The 22,044-nt window shown below is 37.9% G+C and carries 12 protein-coding genes; 11 read left to right on the top strand and 1 reads right to left on the bottom strand.

Annotated elements, in window-relative coordinates:
* The first annotated feature begins 38 nt into the window (after positions 1-38).
* The gene (locus EXE09_RS17515; RefSeq protein ID WP_087554446.1) at positions 39-395 is read left to right on the top strand and encodes a VOC family protein; all 357 of its coding nucleotides are present in this window, start codon (positions 39-41) and stop codon (positions 393-395) included.
* Positions 396-469: 74 nt separating this feature from the next.
* Here EXE09_RS17515 and ahpC read toward each other — a convergent pair whose 3' ends face one another.
* Positions 470-1,033, bottom strand: coding sequence for an alkyl hydroperoxide reductase subunit C (gene ahpC, locus EXE09_RS17510; RefSeq protein ID WP_068972746.1), 564 nt, complete (start codon positions 1,031-1,033; stop codon positions 470-472).
* Positions 1,034-1,379: 346 nt separating this feature from the next.
* Here ahpC and EXE09_RS17505 point away from each other — a divergent pair, with 346 nt between their 5' ends.
* The 10 genes from EXE09_RS17505 to EXE09_RS17460 all read left to right on the top strand — a co-directional run.
* Positions 1,380-1,814 (top strand): hypothetical protein, encoded by a 435-nt coding sequence (locus tag EXE09_RS17505; RefSeq protein ID WP_130118131.1) that lies wholly within the window; start codon positions 1,380-1,382, stop codon positions 1,812-1,814.
* Between the two features lie 119 nt (positions 1,815-1,933).
* On the top strand, positions 1,934-2,368 hold the full coding sequence (locus tag EXE09_RS17500) for a hypothetical protein (RefSeq protein ID WP_130118130.1): 435 nt from the start codon (positions 1,934-1,936) through the stop codon (positions 2,366-2,368).
* A 115-nt stretch (positions 2,369-2,483) separates the two neighbouring features.
* Positions 2,484-6,305, top strand: coding sequence for an ATP-dependent RNA helicase HrpA (hrpA, locus tag EXE09_RS17495; protein ID WP_416332376.1), 3,822 nt, complete (start codon positions 2,484-2,486; stop codon positions 6,303-6,305).
* A 47-nt stretch (positions 6,306-6,352) separates the two neighbouring features.
* Positions 6,353-7,468 carry a beta-ketoacyl-ACP synthase III gene (locus EXE09_RS17490; RefSeq protein ID WP_130118128.1) on the top strand — a complete coding sequence of 372 codons (1,116 nt, stop codon included), beginning with the start codon at positions 6,353-6,355 and terminating at the stop codon, positions 7,466-7,468.
* A gap of 326 nt (positions 7,469-7,794) precedes the next feature.
* Positions 7,795-8,574, top strand: coding sequence for a lysophospholipid acyltransferase family protein (locus EXE09_RS17485; RefSeq protein ID WP_130118127.1), 780 nt, complete (start codon positions 7,795-7,797; stop codon positions 8,572-8,574).
* Positions 8,575-8,609: 35 nt separating this feature from the next.
* Positions 8,610-9,122 (top strand): hypothetical protein, encoded by a 513-nt coding sequence (locus EXE09_RS17480; RefSeq protein WP_130118126.1) that lies wholly within the window; start codon positions 8,610-8,612, stop codon positions 9,120-9,122.
* A gap of 17 nt (positions 9,123-9,139) precedes the next feature.
* Positions 9,140-9,541, top strand: a complete 402-nt coding sequence (locus EXE09_RS17475) for a GFA family protein (RefSeq protein WP_130118125.1) — start codon at positions 9,140-9,142, stop codon at positions 9,539-9,541.
* A gap of 160 nt (positions 9,542-9,701) precedes the next feature.
* Positions 9,702-11,960 carry an Ig-like repeat protein Blp2 gene (blp2, locus tag EXE09_RS17470; protein ID WP_130118124.1) on the top strand — a complete coding sequence of 753 codons (2,259 nt, stop codon included), beginning with the start codon at positions 9,702-9,704 and terminating at the stop codon, positions 11,958-11,960.
* 116 nt (positions 11,961-12,076) lie between these two features.
* Positions 12,077-17,230, top strand: a complete 5,154-nt coding sequence (locus EXE09_RS17465; protein ID WP_165382087.1) for a DUF4011 domain-containing protein — start codon at positions 12,077-12,079, stop codon at positions 17,228-17,230.
* Between the two features lie 184 nt (positions 17,231-17,414).
* The coding region (locus EXE09_RS17460; RefSeq protein WP_130118123.1) for a YDG domain-containing protein at positions 17,415-22,044 on the top strand (4,630 nt) is incomplete at its 3' end.

The raw sequence follows: 22,044 nt of genomic DNA, 5'->3' as shown, positions 1-22,044 counted from the left end.
TTTAATAATTTTTATTGTGAAAAAAAGGTTTGGAAAAAATGGATCAAACACTGAGTGATCAAAAAAATGCAATCAATTATATTGAGTTTAATGTTAAAGATATTCAGAAATCAAAAGCTTTTTATCAGCACTTAGGTTGGACTTTTATTGACTTTGGATCGGCGTATTGTGAGTTTAATTCTGGGGCTTTAAAAGGTGGTTTTGCTCAATCTGACAATGTAAAAAGTAGTGGAGGGGTACTGATCATTTTGTACAGTCATGATCTCGAAGGCAGTTTACAGCGTGTAAAAGATGCAGGAGCAAAGATTGTGCAAGAAATTTTTAGTTTTCCTGGTGGCCGCCGTTTTCATTTTCAGGATTTGGATGGATATGAGCTGGCAATTTGGTCTGAGTGAGTATATTTGAAATCATCCAATAAAAAACCACGCTAAAAAGCGTGGTTTTTCAATCAGTATGATCTAATTATAAATTAGATTTTACCAACTAAGTCGATAGAAGGAGCAAGAGTCGCTTCGCCTTCTTTCCATTTAGCAGGACATACTTCACCTGGGTGAGCGTGAACGTATTGAGCTGCTTTAACTTTACGAAGAAGTTCAGAAGCATCACGGCCAATACCACCAGCATTGATTTCGATGATTTGGATTTTACCTTCTGGATCGATTACGAAAGTACCACGGTCAGCAAGACCAGCAGATTCGATTAATACTTCAAAGTTTTTAGCAAGAGTCCAAGTTGGATCGCCAACCATTACGTATTGGATTTTTTTGATTTCTTCTGAAGAATCGTGCCAAGCTTTGTGAGTGAAATGAGTGTCAGTAGAAACTGAGTAGATTTCAACGCCTAATTTTTGGAATTCAGCATAGTTGTCAGCAAGGTCGCCAAGCTCAGTTGGGCAAACAAAAGTGAAGTCAGCAGGATAGAAGAAAACTACAGACCATTTGCCTTTAAGATCAGCTTCAGTAACTTCGATGAATTGACCGTTTTGGAAAGCTTGTGCTTTAAATGGTTTAACTTCAGTATTAATCAAGCTCATCATTATCTCCATGATTGAGGTTAGTCTTTAATTTGAAAGTAGAATAGTGCATTTTTACTTATTGGGGAAATAGTATTTTTTCATGGTTAATATCGGAAAATCCGAATCAGTCAAATTTTAACACTATTTCTTCAATGAATCGTTTTGTTCATGCAGCATCATTTCCATGTCATTAAAACATTAAAAACATGATCGCTGAATGACAAAACAATCACTTTTACTGCTAAAACAACATGCAGTCAGATGGGCTTATTTTCAAGGGTAAATTTTCAAAAAAGTTATAAAAAATATTTCAAAGCTTAAATTTTATTCAGCTAAGATAGGCTTTTTTGCTACAAATGTGTCTATGGTCACAAGTCAAATTTTGAGAGTTCTAGCTGTTATTTTTCTTTTGATTGCTTCCGTATGTGTAATTGGAGGGAACGGTTCATTTTTTCTGTATGAATATGTAGGGCAAAATACAGTCTGGTCACTTGATCAGTTAAATGGCGGTATAAGCAAAGATCCAAGTATATTTGGTATGAGTGCCATGACAGCATTGATTTTCTTTATACCGTTACTGTTGTCTTATCATCGAGGTTGGTATTCGTTATTTTTTGTTGTGTTAGTTCTTCTGCAAACAATTTTCTTGAGTACCATGATTGATTCGCCTTCAGTATTGGGCTTGGTGTATGACAGCATTGTCTATTGTCAAAATTATTGGCTGTTGGCTTGGGTGATAGGAGAATCATTATTTCTTATTTTAAGTTTGGTGTTTATTTTTTATGAATTTGAACATTAAAAATATCTTTAAAATAAACCATGATAAGTAAATGATTTTCATGTTTTTCAGTCAAATTATTTTGATTTTTATCATTTTAAATTTGATGTATCTCAATTTTTCCTCATATTGGAAATAGAATGGTGAAAGCAAAAAAATATCAATTCCTCGCTATTGCAATTCTCGTAATTGCTTCATTGAGTACATTTGTAGTATTTATTTATGATGATGCTTTTTGTGTGACAGGTTATGGGGTAGAAGGTATTACTTATTTAAATACGATAAGTTCCGCATCTGATGAACGTGTATTATTTGTTTTTGCAGGGATCATTGGATTATTTTTTGCCATTCTTTTAAGTTTCAGCAAAACTAAATTTTGGTTTTTCGCAGTAAATATGGTCATGTTGATGTGTATGGCGATTCCGATGAGTATGTTTTCTGCTGCACCTTTTTATCAAGTTATTTATGAAAGTATTTTTCTCTGTGGTCATCGTGTATTACTTAGCACTGTTCTAATCTTTTATTTGTATTGGGGTGCTGTGGCAATTTACTTGTTAAAACTCGATAAAACCTGAAAGCGAATGGATTCATCTTTTATTCAAAACGCTTACAGCGTAAAATGTTTCGTTCAAAATTTATCTTTAGGAAAATCTATCTGTGCCAAATCAGTTCAATGTCGATCAATTGGTCATGGTTCGGGATCGTCATCGTTTAAGTCGGCTGAAAAAAGGCAAAGAGGCGAATCCTGAAAAATTTCAAGAATTATTCGAAAAATCCAATCATCAGGTCAAAAAGCGTTTTGCAAGTTTACCCACCATTAAACTGAATCAAGACCTGCCTGTAACTCAATATGCAGATAAATTGATTGAAGCGATTCAAAACAATCAAATTATTATTGTGGCAGGGGAAACAGGTTCGGGTAAAACCACACAGCTTCCTCAAATTGCGATGCTTGCAGGGCGTGGCTTAACGGGCATGATTGGTCATACCCAACCGCGTCGTTTAGCGGCTCGTAGCGTATCGCAACGTATTGCAGAAGAAGTGGGACAAAAGCTCGGGGAATCCATTTCCTTTAAAGTTCGTTTTAATGAGCAAGGTTCAAATGATTCAATCGTCCGTTTAATGACGGATGGTATTCTGCTTGCAGAGCTATCCAATGATCGTTATTTAAATAAATATGACACTATTATTATAGATGAAGCGCATGAACGTTCACTGAATATCGACTTCATCATGGGCTATTTAAAACAAATCGTCAAAAAGCGTCCTGATTTAAAAATTATCATTACGTCTGCAACTTTGGATGTAAATCGTTTCAGTCAATACTTTAATAATGCACCGATTTTTGAAGTGGAAGGGCGTAGCTTTCCTGTAGAAGTGGTCTATCGTCCAATTTCAGAATTGACGATTGGGGGGAGTGATGATGACGATTTTGATGATTTTGAAGAGAATTTACCTCGAGCAGTGGTATCGGCAGTGGAAGAGTGTTTCCACGATGCTGAAAGTAAAGGTCATCCTGAACATGCGGATATTTTGATTTTCGCAAGCACCGAACAAGAAATTCGAGAATTACAGGAAACTTTACATAAATTTGGTCCAAAGCATACTCAAGTTTTACCACTGTATGCACGTTTAGCACTTGCTGAACAGCAGAAAATCTTTAATCCATCAGGTGGTGGACGACGCATTATTATTGCCACTAACGTAGCGGAAACAGCGTTAACTGTACCGAATATTCGTTATGTGATTGATAGCGGTTTTGCACGTATTTCACGTTATAACTATCGTTCTCGTGTACAGCGTTTACCGATTGAAGCGGTATCGCAAGCAGCAGCCAATCAGCGTAAAGGACGTTGTGGTCGTATTGCACCAGGTGTGTGTATCCGTTTGTATTCTGAGGAAGATTTCCAAAGTCGTCCTGAATTTACTGAACCTGAAATTAAACGGACTAACTTGGCGTCAGTGATTCTGCAAATGCAAAGTTTAGGTTTAGGTGCTGTTGAATCTTTTGATTTTATCGAGCCTCCTGATCATCGTTTGGTGAATGATGGTCGTAAATTGCTGATTGAGTTGGGGGCATATAACGAGCAAAAAGATGAGTTAACTAAAATTGGTCTACAAATGGCGAAAATGCCGATTGACCCACGCCTTGCTCGGATGATTTTAGGCGGTGCGCATTTTGGTGTGTTGAATGAAGTTCTGATTATTGTTGCAGCACTTGCGGTACAAGATCCGCGTGAACGTCCTGCAGATAAGCAAATGCAAGCCGATCAAAAGCATGCATTGTTTAAAGAAGCGGATTCAGACTTTTTGTTCTATATCAAACTGTGGAATACACTGACTGAGAACCGTGAAAATTTAAGTGAAAATAAACGCCGTGCATTTGCAAAACAGCATTTCTTAAGTTGGTTACGTCTACGTGAATGGAAGAAGACCCATGAGCAATTGCTTGATTTAGCACAAGGTTTAAAGCTATCTTTCAATGAAAAGAAAGCCAATTATGAAAATCTGCATCGTGCTTTATTGACAGGTTTATTGTCTTTTATTGCCAATAAAACCGATGAACGCAATGTATTTATGGCAGTGCGTCAGCAAAAAGCCCGAATTTTCCCTGCATCGACTTTGCATAAAACCAATACGCCGTGGGTGATGGCATTTGAAATGGTGGAAACTTCGCAAGTGTATTTGCGAACTTTGGCGAAAATTGAACCTGAATGGATTTTATTAGCCGCTCCAAATTTATTAAAACATCATTATTTTGAACCGCATTGGGCGAAAAAGCCGGGTGTGGTCAATGCCTATGATCAGATTTCATTATTTGGTTTAATTATTGAGCCGAAACGTGCGACCAATTATGAAAAGGTCGATCAACCCGCTGCACATGAAATTTTCTTACGTGATGCACTGACCACAGGCAACTTGGGAACAACGCCGCCATTTTTAAAGCATAACTTGTTAAAACTCGAAGAAGTTGAACGCGTTGAGGATAAATTACGTCGTCGTGATTTGGTGGTGGATGAAGAAACCATTTACCAATTCTATGCATCGAAAGTGCCTGCGGAAATCGCAAGTCGACGTAGTTTTGAAGATTGGCGTGCAACCGTAGAGCCGAAAAATCCACGTTATTTGTTCGTAAATGATGATGATTTGTGGATGAGTGATCGTCCGACTACACAGCAATTTCCTGATTATTTGCATAATGGTCAATTGCGTTTGGCAGCAAGTTATCGTTTTGATCCAAGTCATGATGAAGATGGTGCAACGGTTAAAATTCCTGTGCAAGCTTTGCCACAAGTGGATGAAAATATTTGGTCGTGGGGGATTCCGGGTTGGCGTTCAGATTTGATCGAAGCTTTACTCAAAGCTTTGCCAAAAGATAAGCGTCGAAATTTGGTACCGATTCCTGATACTGCTAAAAAGTTGATGAAAGCGGTTGATGCACAACATTTAAATGCGCACATTTTCGATTTCCTTGCATTTCAGTTGCGTGGTGAACAAATTTCTGCCAAAGATTTCTCTTTTGAACGCATTGAAGAATATTTGATTCCATTGATCAAAGTGATTGATGAAAAAGGCAAGTTGATTGAAAAAGGGCGTGATTTAATCGAATTGAAAGCCCGTTGTCGTACTGAAACGCATAGCCCTGTGAAGCAATTGAAAGGCGAATTTAAAACATTCCCTGATAAGTTCGTTTTTGAAGCTTCACAAAAAGTCACAGGCGTGGTGGTTAAACAATACCAAGCACTTGTTGTCACCAAGGACTTTGCTAAGCTCGATGCCAAAGATGAATCAGGTATTGTGATTCAGACTTTTAATGATCAAAATGAAGCCATTAAACAGCATCGTGAAGGTGTGATTCGTTTGATTCACATGCAACTTGGTGATTTGATTCGTCAGTTGAAAAAGCAAATTTCCAAACCTTTGGCTTTGGCGTATTCACCACTCGGTGATAAGGCAAAATTGGAACAGATGTTGGTCTATGCCACCTTGCAAATGTCGATTACAGATTTGCCGATTAATGCTGAAGAATTTGACAAATTAGTCATCGACGTCAAGCAAAAATTCCTGTCTCATGGTCAGGATGCATTGCGTCTGATCAGTGAAATTTATATTCAATGGCAAGAGATTCGCCAAAAGTTACTGATGGTCGATCAAAATGTCTTTGCCAAGAATATCGATGACATGGAAGATCAATTGGATTTGATGAATTTATCTGACTTTGTCTATAGCAAATCTTCCGATGTATGGCAGGAATATCCACGTTATTTGAAAGCTTTAATCTTGCGTTTGGAGCGTTTGCCCAATAATCTCAATCGAGATGATGATGCAATTGCACAGATTGATCCGTGGATGGATAAACTGTTTAAGTTTAAAAATGATGATCGTTTGAAAGAGCTGTATTTTATGGTTGAAGAATTACGTATTTCGATATTCTCACAACCGATGAAAACCAAGATGCCGATTTCGCCAACCCGTCTGCAAAAAGTTTGGGAAAAGCTCGGAATCAGTTAGAATAGAAACAATTTGAAATATTTGTAAATTTGGAAAAGGAGTTTTACATGGGCATCCGTATTACAGGTACAGGTCTCTATCATCCTGAAGAAGTGATTACCAATGAAGAATTGGTCGAAAGTTTAAATGCTTATGTGGAACAATTTAACAGCGTAAATGCTGAGAAAATTGAAGCGGGTGAAGTTGCAGCTCGTCGTGGTTCAAGTGCAGAATTTATTGAAAAAGCTTCAGGTGTAAAACGCCGTTATGTGATTGAAAAATCAGGTGTATTAGATATTAATCGTTTACGTCCACGCCTTGAAGAACGTACTGATGAAGAATTATCAATTCAAGCTGAATGGGGCGTGATCGCTGCTAAACAAGCGATGGAAAATGCAGGTGTAACTGCGGAAGACATCGATGTGGTGATTTTGGCTTGTTCAAATTTACAACGCGCATATCCTGCGGTTGCGGTTGAAATTCAAACTGCGTTGGGTATTCAAGGCTATGCTTATGACATGAATGTGGCGTGTTCTGCGGCAACATTTGGCTTAAAGCAAGCGTATGGTGCGGTAAAAACAGGCGCACGTCGTGTGTTGCTTGTGAATGTAGAAATTACATCAGGTCATACAGACTATCGTTCACGTGATTGTCACTTTATTTTTGGTGATGTGGCGACAGCGTCAATCATTGAAGAGACAGACAGTAAATCAGGTTTTGAAATTGTAGATACGCATTTATTCACGCAATTTTCAAACAATATCCGTAACAACTTCGGTTTCTTAAATGGTTCAGAATTGACATCTCGTGACGATAAACAATTCCGTCAAGATGGTCGTAAAGTGTTTAAAGAAGTTTGTCCCTTGGTGGCAAAAATCATTTCGACACAGTTGGAAAAGAATAGCATTCAACCTGAAAATGTGAAGCGTTTTTGGTTACACCAAGCCAATGCCAATATGAATGAATTGATTCTGAAATTGATCGTGGGTAAAGAAGTTGCTGAAGCTGATCCTGATCTTGTGCCGATTATTTTGGATGAGTTTGCCAATACTTCTTCTGCGGGTGTGATTATTGCATTGCATCGTACTGCGGATCAGGTGAGTGATGGTGAATATGGTGTGCTGTGTTCATTTGGTGCAGGTTATTCGGTTGGTTCGATTCTTGTGCAGAAGCATGTGGTTTAAATCTTATTGATATGAACTGAATTTAGTAATTTCTTTAATTTTCTAACTTTTTGCTTACTCTGCGGAGTCTTTTCAATAAAGTTTAATTGTAGGAATTAACCTTCGGTTCGACCTACTTTTCTTTCGGGAAAAGTAGGCAAAACCATTGTCATTCGCAAAACTCGTCGATTTCTGTCTAGTTGCCAATATTTCGCAAAAACTTTATATAGCTCAGTTGGTCTTGCCTCGAACAGTTGCGAATGACGATTACGCGTATCGAATTATTCTTTAAATTCATAAGAGTAAAGTCTACATAAGAATTTTTTAGAATTATTTAGAGGTTGGGCATGAGAAAAACAGAATTAAAAATTCAGCACAATTCAAAAATTATAAAAATGATCAGTGCTTTACAACGCTATTATTTCCGACCGACTTTTCTCGGTGCTGAAAATCTCGACCCTCAAAAACCTGCCATGTATGTCGGTAATCATACCATTTATGGTGTGTTGGATTCTCCTATTCTGATCGATTACCTATTCAATGAACATAAAATTGCAGTGGTGAGTTTGGCGGATCACATCCATTTTCATCTCCCGATTTGGAAAGAAGTGGTCAAGCGAGTCGGTGGTGTCGACGGCATCCAAGAATATGCCAAAGAAGCCATGCGACAAGGCTATTCCATCCTTGTTTTTCCTGGCGGTGGACGAGAAGTGATTAAACGCAAAGGTGAAGCCTATCAACTGATTTGGAAACAGCGTTTTGGCTTTCTGAAATTAGCGCAAGAATTTGGTTATGACATTGCACCCTTTGTAGCTTTGGGTGGAGATGAAGTTTTTGAGTTAGGTTTTGATGCCAATGTTTTACTCAAACAAAAATGGTTTAACAAATTATTGTCCAATAAAAAAATTGGTTCTTTTCTACGTCAGGGAGAAGTCATTCCTTCGATTCCAACGCATATTATCCCGAAAAGAATTCCGTTTTATTTTAAATTTATGCCCCGTTTAGCCATTGATCAGATTGAAACGATGGAAGAGTTGATTGCATTTAGAGATGATTTACAACAGTTAATTTACACGGAAATAGACAATTTAAAACAGGTTCGAGACAGTGATATAGAACAAAAATAATCCATATCTGGCTTAAAAATCTTTGTGAGGCATATATGTTTAGTCTTGAAAATGATGTGCATCAAATTCTCAATCAATTACAACAACGCATCCAAACAATAAAATTGACTGAGGATGTACCACAAGATTTGATTTATATGACATTTTTAAATCAATGTGCGGATACTGAAATTACACCTGATATTGTGATGTTAGGCTTTGAACGTTCATATAATGAAAATAAATATCTTGCACAACATTATCCTGAAATCGCTAAACAAGTATGGATGATCGCTGAAACAGGACAAGGGGATACATGGTTTTTAGATCGGAATTCATTAGAGGTTTTATTTTATGACCATGATCAGGGAGAATATGAAACACGTGAACAATTTGAATCGATGAAAATTAATTTCGCACAGTTTTTGCAATTTGCATGGTTGTTGAGAGCGCTGGAACATCGGATGGATGAAACGGAGTGTACAATATTAGAATTTGCTTGTTTTGAAAATGTAGTAAATCAAATCAATCCTCAGCTTTTTGAAAATTATCCTTTTCACTATTTATAAAAATAAGGACTATAAAAATGTACACAGCATCCTGCCTTTGCGGTGGTATTCAACTGAAAATTAATACCGAAATTCCACACGTATTTGTCTGTCATTGTCAGCAGTGCCAAAAAGCCCAAGGTTCAGCCTTTGTCGCAATTGCACCGATTGAAACGAAAAATGTGGAAATTGTTAAAGGGCAAGAATTATGCTCAGAATATTATGCAACTGCCAATAAAAAACGCGTATTTTGTAAATGTTGTGGTTCGCCATTATTCAGTGCCCGTTTAGATTTACCAGATGTGATTCGTTTAAGAGTTGGGATTATTAATGAACCGTTAAAGGCTGAGATTGCATCACATGCATTTACTGACGATAAAGCTGCCTGGTTTGAAATTTTGGATGATCATGTGAAATTTAAAGAAGCAATTTGTGAATGATTTACATTGAGTTAGTTTCTGAGTTAATCCATTTAATACTCAGCATTTAAATTATGAAAATATGTTTCTATTTTTCATCTTTTTGATCTAGTAAATTTGTTTAAATACATGTCTTCTGTATAATTCTATTGAAAATGTATCGTGGTTGTTTGAGGACATAATGACAAGAATCGTTGTTGTAGCAAAAGAGAATAAAATATTATTACAAGACACACAGTCAAGGGAAATAAGTCTAGACCAGCCCGCTATTATTCAAGTCGGCGTAACTAAGCAAGATGTCAAAAGTTTAACTAAATCTGGTAATAACCTAATCATTACTTTAAAAAATGGTGAACAGATTGTCTTAGAAAATTTCTTTACTGTGGATACGGCTAAAGCACATTCTTTAACATTTCCTGAATCAAATGGAAGTTTTGTCGTGGCGAATTTTGATGCCAATGGCAAGTTTGTGAATTATTCAGGTTTACAAAAGTTAGATGCCTTATTGTATGAAGGGGCAGATACTGTTGCTGTACAGCAAGTCCAAGCTTATCAATCAACAGCAACAGGTGCATCGGAGACAGACTTTTCATTTTCAAACTTACTTTCTTCAAGCGCAGTGAAAGCGGGACTAGGGATAGCAGCAGCTGTTGGTCTAGGTTTGGCTTTGATAGATGGTGATAGTAGTACAAAAACTTCAAGTGATATTACTGCACCTAAAGCGCCAACAGCTACTTTAAGTGAGGATGGTAAAACGATTAGAGGTACAGGTGAAGCAGGAACGACAATTACTGTTATTGATAAAGATAAAAAAGTGGTTGCAACGACGACTGTAGATAAAGATGGTAATTACTCAGTCGAATTGCCTGAGGCACTGTTAAACAACAATGTTTATTCAGTAGTTTCTAAAGATAAAGCAGGAAATTCATCAAGTACTAATGTAACAGGTACGAAAGATACGATTGCACCTGATGAACCTCAAGCACAGCTAAATGAACTGGGTAATATTGTTGCAGGAAAGACCGAAGCAAATGCGACGATTAATGTTTATGACGCGGTGGGTAATTTAATCGGTTCTGCGAAAGCGAGTGCTGATGGTACGTTTAATATACCTATCTCACCAGCATTGACTTCAGGGCAAGTGGGTACGGTTGAATCAGTAGATGCTTCAGGTAACAAATCCGATAAGCATTCAATTGAGATAGGTAAAGATACGATTGCACCTGATCAAGCAAAGTTTGAAGTCACGAGTGATGGTTTGACAGTCAATGGAATCGCTGAAGCCAGTGCAAAAGTGATTATCCAAGATGCTAATGGTGTGGTGATTGGTACAGGAACAGCAGATGCCAATGGTAAATTTACTGTTTCAGTTTCACCTGCCTTAGATACAAGTACAACGGGTAAAATTATTATCGAAGATGTTGCTGGTAATCAGTCTAAACCCGCAGACATAAAAGCTGGACAAGATACTTTAGCGCCAGATCAGCCTGTTGCAAGTTTAAATGCTGAAGGTACGATTATCACAGGGACTGCCGAAGCCAATAGTACAATTTCAGTCTATGACAGCGCCAATAAATTATTGGGAACGGCTACGGTTGATGCAAATGGTCATTATGCTGTGAATTTATCTACCGCATTAACAGAAAAAATATCAGCAACGGTATATGCAAAAGATGCTGCTGGTAACAAGTCCACAGCTGTAACTGTAACGGGAACGAAAGATATTACAGCACCAAGTGCGCCTAAGATCAGTACAGTTACTGACGATGTAGGAAGTACTACAGGTTCAATTGGAGAAAATGGTTCAACAGATGATAAACGTCCTGTTATTTCTGGAACAGGTGAAGCAGGTGCAACATTAATCATTTCTGATAATGGAAAGGCACTAGGTAGTGTGATTGTCGGTACTGATGGAAAATGGTCGTTTAGTTTCGAGAATGATTTGAGTTTAGGTAGTCATACTCTAACAGCGATTCAGACAGACAAATCAGGCAATACCAGTTTAGCCAGTGATGCTCGAACTTTTACTGTTGTAGAAGTAGCAGTTGAAACAAATTCAGTAAATGGTGCCTCTTTAAATCACGATCTTAGTGATACTACTGTTAGTAGTGCAGCGATTGGTATATCTTCGTCTCCTGTAACTGAACCAAGTAGTATTGCTCAGGTACTCGGAAATGTAGACGACAATACAAATGTTGTACATTCGTCAAGTACAGTAGACATCGATGTGAATGATTTGATTTCGGTAAACACGTTTGATTCAGTAACAAGTCCGATTGATCAGGTGATTGCCAATTCGATTCCACAATCAGCTCAAGATATAAGTTCGGATAATCCACGTCAGTTGACAACTACAAATAGTGATACAGTTCTTGGGCTTCCTATTATACAGTCAGATACAATAGCTGATTTATTGAACCCTCAAGTGATAACATTCTAAATATAAAATATCGTAAATGAAGCACCTTCGGGTGCTTTTTTATTGGGGCAGATTTGGTATAAAGTAAGCTGAATCAAGCAATCCATAATCAAAAAAGTTTTAGGATAAAATTCTTCATGTCAGATTTAGATGTTCTACATCAACAGCAACTCACATCATTTAAAATCTCAGTCGATGCCAGTTCGAGTCTGAACTTTGTTTTTCAGCAGAATTCTATCCCTTTGATTCGTAACATCACCCTAAGCAGTAATAGTCGCATTGCTGAAACTAAGTTAATTATTCAAGCAAATCCTGAGTTTATTCAAAGTACAAAAATTAAAATTGCTGCAATTGAAGCAGAGCAGAGCATTGCTTTGAATAATCCAAAATTACATTTTGATATTCATTATCTTTTAAATCTTTCTGAAAATATCAAAGCATCACTGTCTTTTAAATGGGTTGATTTAGAAGGAAATATACTCGCAGAACAACAAAAAGAGATTGAAGTTTTAACTGTCGATACATGGGGCGGTGAGAAGCAACCCTTAGAGCTGTTAGCCAGTTTTTCACAACCCAATGCCGCGTCTTTACTTCCGATTTTAAAACGTGCCAGTGAATGGTTGAATGCGAAGCAATTGGGCAGTTTAAATGGCTATCAAGATAAAAATAATGAACAAGTATTTAATCAAATTCAAGCAATTTGGCAGTCGCTGATTGAGCAAGACCTACACTATATTGTCAATCCTGCCAGCTATATCGAACATGGACAACGCATCCGTTTCGCCAAACAAATTTTAGAAGAGAAAATGGCATGTTGTTTAGACACCACCATGTTAATGAGTTCGCTTCTAGAGCAAATCGGGCTAGATCCAATTGTCATGATGGTTCAAGGGCATAGTTTTATTGGGGTGTGGTTACAGGAAACACCGATTGTGGATGTTCTCATTGACGATATTCAGACCTTGCGTAAATGTATGGAACTGGGCGCAATCACATTTATCGAAACCACATTGATCACTTCTAAAGGTAGTTTGAAACAGGCGATAGATGTTGCGAAAGAATACCTAACAAATCCTGAAGAAATTGAAAAATTTTATGTCGCCATTGATATTCGTCAAAGCCGTTTGCGAGGTGTTCGTCCGATCTCAACGAAGATTGATGTACAAAAGAATTTAGACACTGACGAAATTGAATGGACACAAGCTTCATTGCCTGAGTATGGTTTGACTACAACGGATGAAAATGTCGCCACACGTGTGCAACGTTGGTTGCGACGATTACTTGATTTAAGTTTACGCAATAAATTACTCAATTTTAAAGATAATCGTCTAAGTATTCCTTTGCAGTGTTCAGAAAAAACATTGTCTTCGTTAGAAGATGCATTAGCTGAAAATAAAGGCTTTTTCTTTCATAGTGTGGATTATATTTCGCTTAAAGATGTGACTCGAGAGAATGAAGCACAGCATGTACAAACCTATATTGATGAAAATTTATCACGTCAATTATTATTCAGTGGTTTAGACACGGACACTTTGAATAAGCGTTTGGTTGGGGTTTATCGTGCTTCACGGACAGCTTTAGAAGAAGGCGGGGCGAATACTTTATTTTTAGCCATTGGTTTTTTAGAATGGAAAGAATCTGAAAAGGCGCAGAAATCTTTTAAAGCACCACTATTACTGATTCCTGTACGGATGACACGTGAGTCTGCAAAGTCAGGTTATCGACTGTGGGTGTATGATGATGAGCCTCGGTTTAATTCAACTTTATTACAATTACTTCGACAAGATTTTGAAATTGAAATTGCAGGCTTAGATCCATTACCAAGTGATGATTCAGCTGTGGATGTAAACGCAGTTTTGCAACTGGTACGCCGTGCTGTAATTAACATGAAAGGGTGGGAAGTCAAAGCTGAAGCAGCGATTGGACAGTTTTCATTTTCAAAATATTTAATGTGGCGTGATTTATCTTCACGCATGCAACAACTCAAAGAGCAAGCGGTGGTCAATCATCTGATAGAAACGCCACGCGAGCCATTTCAAAAGCAAGAAGCCTTTCCTCATCCGACAGAATTAGACAAAAAATATCAGCCTCAGCAATTATTTACGCCATTGTCATCAGATTCTTCTCAACTTGCAGCGGTGATGTCAGCCGCTTTGGGACGTACTTTTGTGCTATCTGGGCCACCCGGAACAGGTAAGTCGCAAACCATTACCAATATGGTAGCGCAATGTTTGGCAGATGGGAAATCGGTTCTGTTCGTTTCAGAGAAGATGGCAGCCTTAGATGTGGTCTATCGTCGTTTAAATCAGATTGGTTTAGGGCATTTGTGTTTACAATTACATTCTGCCAAAGCACAGAAAATTGAAGTTTTAGATCAATTACGTGAACGTGCCGAAAATAATAACAATCCCTATGCGATTGAACAAAAACAGACTTTAGAAGAATGGCAACTCTTATCCCAACAGTTGGTCAATAGTCGTGATGATCTAAATCAACATGTGGCTGTTTTACATCAACAACATCCAATAGGTTGGAGTTTGTTTGATGCGATGAGTGTGGAACTGTTGCATCGTGATGTGGCTAATTTACGCTTCAATCTTGATATTCAGAAAGTTAATGAATCATCACGATCTCAACTGAAAGATCTAGTTGCCAAAGCGACTTTGCAATATCAACAAACTTCGCTTACAGCAATCGAGACATTGAGCGGTTTTGCGGATGGTGCAAGCTCGAATATTTGGAATTTGGCTTGGCAAGATCAATATTTACAAGTTCAGCAAAATTTCGCTGACATTGTCAAAAAGCTCCAACTTACATCCAAAGCTTGGCAAGATGTTTGCCAGTTTTCGCAAGCTGAAAATTTACAACAAGCTCAGGCAGATTTAGCAATTTATCAGCAGCTTAAACAATTCATGCAACAGCATGATTTAAAGTTATTAAAAATTCTAGATACCATTGATATTCGTCAAATTTCGGATGCAAAAAGCATTTGTGAGGAAATTTCAAAGAATCGTACGCGATTGATTTTTAAATATGATCCAACCATTTTCCAAGCAGATTTAAAGCAAATTGAGTTTAAATGGCGCGAGGCTTCAGCCAAATTCTGGCCGTGGTCTTGGTTTGGAAAATTTCAGCTGAGAAACTTAATCCGAAGTTATCAAACTGAAAAACAAAAGCCGTCATCTACAGTGGTGGGCAATGATTTGCCGATTTTGATTCACTTACAGAATCATCAACAGCAATTTGCTACAATTGAAAATAGCCTAAGCAAAAATTTGGAGCAATATTGGCAAGGCGATAAAACTGATTGGGCACAGTTTGAAAATATTGAAAAAGCGTGGTCACAGCTAAAAAATCAATTGGTGACACGTATTCCAGATATTCAAATTCTCCGTCAAGCTGTGGATTTTGCTAATCAGCATGAAATTGTTGAACTAAATCAACAAATTCAATCACTTGATGAAATCTATTCACAATTATTACCCGATCTGCACATACAAACTGAAAGTTTAAATGCCTATTCACAAATTACTTTTACTACGTTACTTGTACGTCAAACGCAATTACAAACAGTGACAGGTGAATGGCGACATTGGTTGAATTGGCAAGCTTTAAAAACTGATCTGAAACTACAAGGTTTAGCAAGTTTTGCTGATCATTTACAAGTCGTTGATAAGTTTACACAACAAGATACGGTTCAATTGTTAGATGTGAATCTTGCACGACAATTTATTATTCAACAATTTAGCTTACATCCTGAGTTAAATCAGTTTAATGGTGAGTTACAACAACAGAAAATTCAAAAATTCTCTGAACAAGATCAAACACATCAGAAGTTTGCCAGCGAAGAAATTACCCGTCGTTGGCATAAAATTTTCGAAAATCCTGATGAATATAAGAAACAGTGGGCTTTACTCAATAAAGAATTAGGCAAAAAGCGCCGTCACATCCCTGTACGTGAGTTAATTAAACAAATTCCAGATGTGATTACAGGCTTAAAACCGTGTATGTTGATGAGTCCGTTATCCGTTGCGCAATATCTCGATCCAGATTCAACCTTTGATGTGGTGATTTTTGATGAGGCTTCACAGATTCCAGTGTGGGATGCAATCGGTGCATTGGCACGTGGACAGCAGTCGATCGTGGTGGGGGACAATAAGCAAATGCCGCCAACCAGTTTCTTTGGCAAAGGTGATACCGAAGAAGTCGATGAAGAGGTGACGGAAGATTTAGAAAGTATTTTGGATGAATGTTTGGCAGCTCAATTGCCTGAGTTGGTGCTGAATTGGCACTATCGCAGTCGTTATGAAAGCTTGATTCAGTTCAGTAACCAAAAATATTATAAAGGTGAATTACTCACATTCCCTGCACCTGTTGCCAAAGATACCGCGATTCAATTGCATGCGGTACAAGGCATCTATGATAAAGGTGATACACGTACCAATAAGGCAGAGGCGCAAGCCATTGTTGAATTTATTATTCAACATTTACAACAACAGTTAAATGCTGAATATAAGCAAACAGTTGGTGTGGTAACGTTCAATATTACCCAACAAAAACTCATTGAAGATTTGTTAGATAATGAATTGGCAAATCATCCTGAATTAGAAGCGTTGAGCAGAGAGGGATTTGAACCCTTATTTGTGAAGAACTTAGAAAATGTGCAAGGGGATGAGCGAGATATTATTATTTTCTCAATCACTTATGCGCCAGACCAAAACGGTAAATTGTTAATGAATTTTGGTGCGTTGAATCGCCAAGGTGGACAGCGCCGTCTAAATGTTGCGATTACCCGTGCAAGACAAGGTTTACATGTCTTTTCAACGTTGACACCTGAGCAGATTGATTTATCGCGTACCAGTAGTGAAGGTGTTCGTGACTTGAAAGATTTCCTAAGTTTTGCCAAGACAGGTCAAATGCCGTATTACGCACAGAGCACTGCAAAAGTAAAATCCAAAGATGAGTTTATGTTGTATTTAAAACAACAACTTGAGCAACACGGTTGGACGGTTGATTTGGCTGTAGGCAGTGGCGACAGTCGTATTGATTTAGCGATTCAACATCCTGAAATTTCGGGTCAATATCTCACGGGTATATTGGTCGATGGTGATGACTATGCCAAAGCAGCAACAGCAAGAGATCGTGATCAATTGCGTCCAACAGTTTTAAAGGGGCTAGGTTGGAAAATTATTCAGCTTTGGACAGTGGAATGGTGGCTTGATCCTAAAGGGAATTTAGGTAAATTAAATCAGCAACTAGAAGCACTGAAGCGGATGCAGAATGTGTCTTAATCTATTTTTGTGATAAATCCCTCAAAAGAGGGATTTTTTAGTTTTAAATGTTAATTTTATTAATGTATCTTTTTAATTTTTATAAATAAAAAATATTAAAATACCCAATTCTAGGTATATCTAACGCATTTTTTCTCTGTTCAAATAGGAAATATTTTATTTAAAAATTATTTTCGGGGTCAACATGAATAAAATTTATAAGGTCATTTGGAATACACAGCTCGGATGTTGGCAAGCTGTTTCAGAGTTAGCAAAAAATCATAGCTCTTCACAAAGCACAACAACTACTGCAAAAAAAGAAAGCCATCTTGTACACAAAGTGTCGCAACTGATTTTATTTGGTATGGCACTACTGCCACTTTCCATCCATGCAGCAATTTCAAATGTTGAACTTCCAACAGGCGCGCAAATCAACACAGGTTCAGCAAGTTTTAACCAAAACAACAATACTTTAAATATCAATCAAAATAGTCAAAACCTTAGTACCAATTGGAATAGCTTCAACATCGGCAAAGATGCCACAGTCAACTTTAATCAACCCAATCAATCTTCAACAGCGATAAACCATGTATTAGACAGCAATGCTTCACAAATCATGGGACGTTTAAATGCCAATGGTCAGGTATTTCTACTCAATCCGAATGGTGTGGTGTTTTCCAAAACTGCTCAAGTCAATGTCGGTGGTTTAGTCGCATCAACTTTAAACTTAAATGATACAGATATCCAAAATGGCAAATACACTTTAAAAGGTGATGCCAACAGCACCTCAGCAATTGAAAATAATGGCGCAATAAATACATTACAAGGCGGAACGGTTGCATTAATTGCACCGAATGTGAAAAACACAGGAACTATAAAAACACCAAATGGAACTACACATTTAACCTCTGCAAGTCAAGTTACGCTTGCTTTACAAGATGGTTCGCTGACGCAATATCAGGTTGAGCAAGGTGTATTGCAAGGTCTAGTGGACAATGGCGGGGCGATCATTGCCGACAATGGTGCAGTGTATTTAACGGCCAAAGCCAAAGACAGCTTAAGTAAAGCAGTGGTCAATCATACTGGTGTGATCGAAGCCAATCGCTTGAGTCAAAATGCCAAAGGCGAAATCATTCTGCTCGGTGACATGCAGTATGGTGAAACCAAAGTCAGTGGGACTTTAAAAGCAGAAGGCAAAAACGGTGCAGATGGTGGATTTATTGAGACCAGCGCTGCTTATATTGACATTGGAAAAGATGCAAAAGTATCGACGCTATCTGATACAGCTAAGACCGGTGAATGGCTTATCGATCCTTATAATGTAACGATAACGAATGCAAACCAAGCAGGAAATAGTAATAGCAATAACACGTTTACCCCTAGTCAAAACGATAGTGTTATTAATGTCAACACACTCACCAATGCTTTAGGCTCAAACAATATAACTGTAACGACAGCGGGTGCAGGTACACAAGCAGGCAATATCAATGTTAATGCAGATGTGACTTGGAATGCCAATACAGCATTGACTCTAAGAGCAGACAACGACATTAACATTAATGCCAATATCACCGCAAATGGTGCGACTGGTAAACTGAACTTGGAATATGGCCAAACCACAAGTAATACCGCAGCGAATTATTATCTAAATAATGGTGCAAAAGTGAGTCTCAAAGCAGGACATAACTTTAGCACCAAAAAAGGGACAAATGCGGTCAAAAACTATACTGTAATCACAAGTTTAGGTTCGGCAGGTTCGAGGACTGGTACAGATTTACAAGGTATAAACGGTAACTTATTTGGGGATTATGTTTTAGGTGCAGATATAGATGCCAGTAGCACATGGGAGTGGAATAGCTATACTGGATTTGACTCAATTGGTTATCATAACGTGAGTTATCCTGCATTTGGCTTACCATCTAATCCATTCCGAGGCACTTTTGATGGTCTAGGTCATACCATTAAATCTTTAACTATTGGTTCAAGTGATTCTGGTATTGGATTGTTTGCAGAAACTTCTTCAAATGCAGTAATCAGAAATGTGGGATTAACAGGTATAGATTATACTGGTTATGAACGTGCTGGAGGTTTAGTTGCCAAGAATTATGGTTTAATTGAAAACAGTTATGTGACTGGAAAAATTCTAAGCTTTGAAAGTGATTTTGGTGGACTCGTTGGTTGGAATGATACAAATGCAAAAATCACTGGCTCATTTGCAGATGTAGACATTACATCAAGATGGGGTAATTCGAGTCGAGTAGGTGGTTTGGTTGGTGTCAATCAAGGAACGATTGAAAATTCTTATGCAACAGGTGATGTAGTAGGAACAGATACTGTAGGTGGACTTGTTGGTTCAAATGAACAAGGAACTATTAAAAATTCCTATTCTTCGGGCAAAGTTGGGTGGTCTGGAAAAGGTTCACAACTTCTTATAGGTGGTCTCGCTGGATTTAGCCAAGGTACTATTGAAAATAGTTATTGGAATACCAGTACTTCTGGACGGACGACTAGTGCAGGTGGTACTGGACAAACTACGGCACAATTACAACAATTGTCTACATTTTCAAATTGGAGTATTGATGCCGCTGGTAGCACAGGAAAAATATGGCGTATATATGAAGGGCAGTCTTCACCATTATTACGCAGTTTCTTAAGACCCTATGAGATTGATATTGCAGATTCTCTCCCAAGTACAAAGATATATGATGGACTTGCTACTGGAATGATATCATTAGGATTAAATTATACGACTTCGAGCAAAAATGTTGGAACATACTCTCTAAGTGATGGAACAATTTCAATTTCAGGAAGTCCAACAGCGGTAGATACGACACAGTTCGGATATGACCTAACGTATAAGTCAACGGGTGCGGGCACCCTTGAAATCACAAAAAAAGATTTAAATATTAGTGGTTTAAGCGCGTCCAATAGGGATTATAATTCAACAGCAGTAGCAACATTAAATGGTACAGCTACTATTAGTGTGATTGCTGGGGATGCTGTTAGCTTGATTGGAACGGGGGTGGGTTCATTTTTAGATAAAAATGTTGGGGATAATAAAACGGTCAAGGTTACTGGTTTTAGCTTGTTGGGTACGGATGCAGACAATTATAACTTAATACAGCCAACAAATTTAACTGCAAATATTTTGCCAGCTCAAGCTACTATTACAGGGCTTATAGTACCTAATAAAATTTATGATGGCACCACTAATGTAATTATAGATTCAAGTGGAATGGTACTAACAGGTATATTTTCAGGAGATGAACTAATCCTAAGCAATTTTAGTGGTAATTTTTCTAATAAAAATGTTGGGGATAATAAAACTTTTTCTTCTGTTGCTTTTTCTCAGGTGGGTAGCGATATTTCAAATTATAGACTTGTTGTTGGAAACCTTACAGGAAATATTACCAAAGCGAATATGTTCGTTACAGGGGTTACTGCAAGTAATAAAACCTATGACGCAACAAAATCAGCAACATTAAATGGTACATCAGCTACTATTAATAAATTTCTTAATGATGATGTTCGCTTGATTGGAACGGGGATAGGTTCATTTTTAAATAAAAATGCAGGTGATAATAAAGTGGTCAATGTTACGGGCTATACTCTTGCGGGGATTGATGCAGGAAATTATAACTTAGTACAACCAACAGGTTTAACAGCAAATATTACGAAAGCTGATATTTCCGTTGTAGGCATTACTGCAAGTAATAAAATCTATGATGCAACAAAATCAGCAACATTAAATGGTACAGCTATTATTAAGGGGTTTACTGGGGATAATGTTAGCTTGATCGGAACGGGGATAGGCTCATTTTCAGATAAAAATGCAGGTGATAATAAAGCGGTCAATGTTACGGGCTATAGTCTTGATGGGATTGATGCAGGAAATTATAACTTAGTACAACCAACAAATTTAACAGCAAATATTAGCAGAGCCATATATTATATTGCTGGGCTTAAAGGGAATAATAAAATTTATGATGGTAATAATTATTCAAGCGTAAATATAGATCAAGCGACACTAACAGGTATAATGCCAGGTGATGATCTAAAATTAAGTAGCGTATCTGCTACATTTAATGATAAAAATGTGGGCAATAATAAAACTATTACGATAGGGGATATTTCGGCTACTGGTCTAGATTCAGGCAATTATTTACCGAGTATCTCACAGTCATCCGTTTCAACAGCAAATATTACACCACGCGCCCTGAACATCACATCGGATGCACAAAACCGCATATATGACGGGACCAATACAGCACAAGTCAACCTGACAGATGACCGCATAGCGAATGACCAACTCAGTGTGAGTGGTAACAGTAGCTTTGCCGACAAAAATGTAGGAACAGGCAAAACTGTAACGACTACAGGTTTAAGCCTAAGTGGTGTGGATGCTAGTAACTACGTACTTGCGTCAAATACTGCAACAGACACAGCGAACATTACCGCACGCACCCTGAACATCACATCGGATGCACAAAACCGCGTATATGACGGGACGAATACAGCACAAGTCAACCTGACAGATGACCGTATTCTCAATGACCAACTCAGTGTGAGTGGTAACAGTCGCTTTGCCGACAAAAACGTAGGAACAGGAAAAACTGTAACGACCACAGGCTTAAGCCTAAGTGGAGTGGATGCTGGTAACTACGTACTTGCGTCAAATACTGCAACAGACACAGCGGACATTACAGTACGCACGCTGAACATCACATCGGATGCACAAAACCGCGTATATGACGGGACGAATACAGCACAAGTCAACCTGACAGATGACCGTATTCTCAATGACCAACTCAGTGTAAGTGGTAACAGTAACTTTA

The organism is Acinetobacter sp. WCHAc060025, from assembly GCF_004209355.1.
In the GTDB taxonomy this organism is placed as follows: Bacteria; Pseudomonadota; Gammaproteobacteria; order Pseudomonadales; family Moraxellaceae; genus Acinetobacter; species Acinetobacter wuhouensis.
The sequence above is the reverse complement of the archived record's forward strand: the minus strand, read 5'-3'. Positions and strand labels throughout refer to the sequence as shown.

Bases quoted from the DNA above. Each gene is read 5' to 3' on its own strand.
- EXE09_RS17515 (WP_087554446.1), top strand. From the start codon at position 39: ATGGATCAAACACTGAGTGATCAAAAAAATGCAATCAATTATATTGAG.
- ahpC (WP_068972746.1), bottom strand. From the start codon at position 1,033: ATGAGCTTGATTAATACTGAAGTTAAACCATTTAAAGCACAAGCTTTC.
- EXE09_RS17505 (WP_130118131.1), top strand. From the start codon at position 1,380: ATGGTCACAAGTCAAATTTTGAGAGTTCTAGCTGTTATTTTTCTTTTG.
- EXE09_RS17500 (WP_130118130.1), top strand. From the start codon at position 1,934: ATGGTGAAAGCAAAAAAATATCAATTCCTCGCTATTGCAATTCTCGTA.
- hrpA (WP_416332376.1), top strand. From the start codon at position 2,484: ATGGTTCGGGATCGTCATCGTTTAAGTCGGCTGAAAAAAGGCAAAGAG.
- EXE09_RS17490 (WP_130118128.1), top strand. From the start codon at position 6,353: ATGGGCATCCGTATTACAGGTACAGGTCTCTATCATCCTGAAGAAGTG.
- EXE09_RS17485 (WP_130118127.1), top strand. From the start codon at position 7,795: ATGAGAAAAACAGAATTAAAAATTCAGCACAATTCAAAAATTATAAAA.
- EXE09_RS17480 (WP_130118126.1), top strand. From the start codon at position 8,610: ATGTTTAGTCTTGAAAATGATGTGCATCAAATTCTCAATCAATTACAA.
- EXE09_RS17475 (WP_130118125.1), top strand. From the start codon at position 9,140: ATGTACACAGCATCCTGCCTTTGCGGTGGTATTCAACTGAAAATTAAT.
- blp2 (WP_130118124.1), top strand. From the start codon at position 9,702: ATGACAAGAATCGTTGTTGTAGCAAAAGAGAATAAAATATTATTACAA.
- EXE09_RS17465 (WP_165382087.1), top strand. From the start codon at position 12,077: ATGTCAGATTTAGATGTTCTACATCAACAGCAACTCACATCATTTAAA.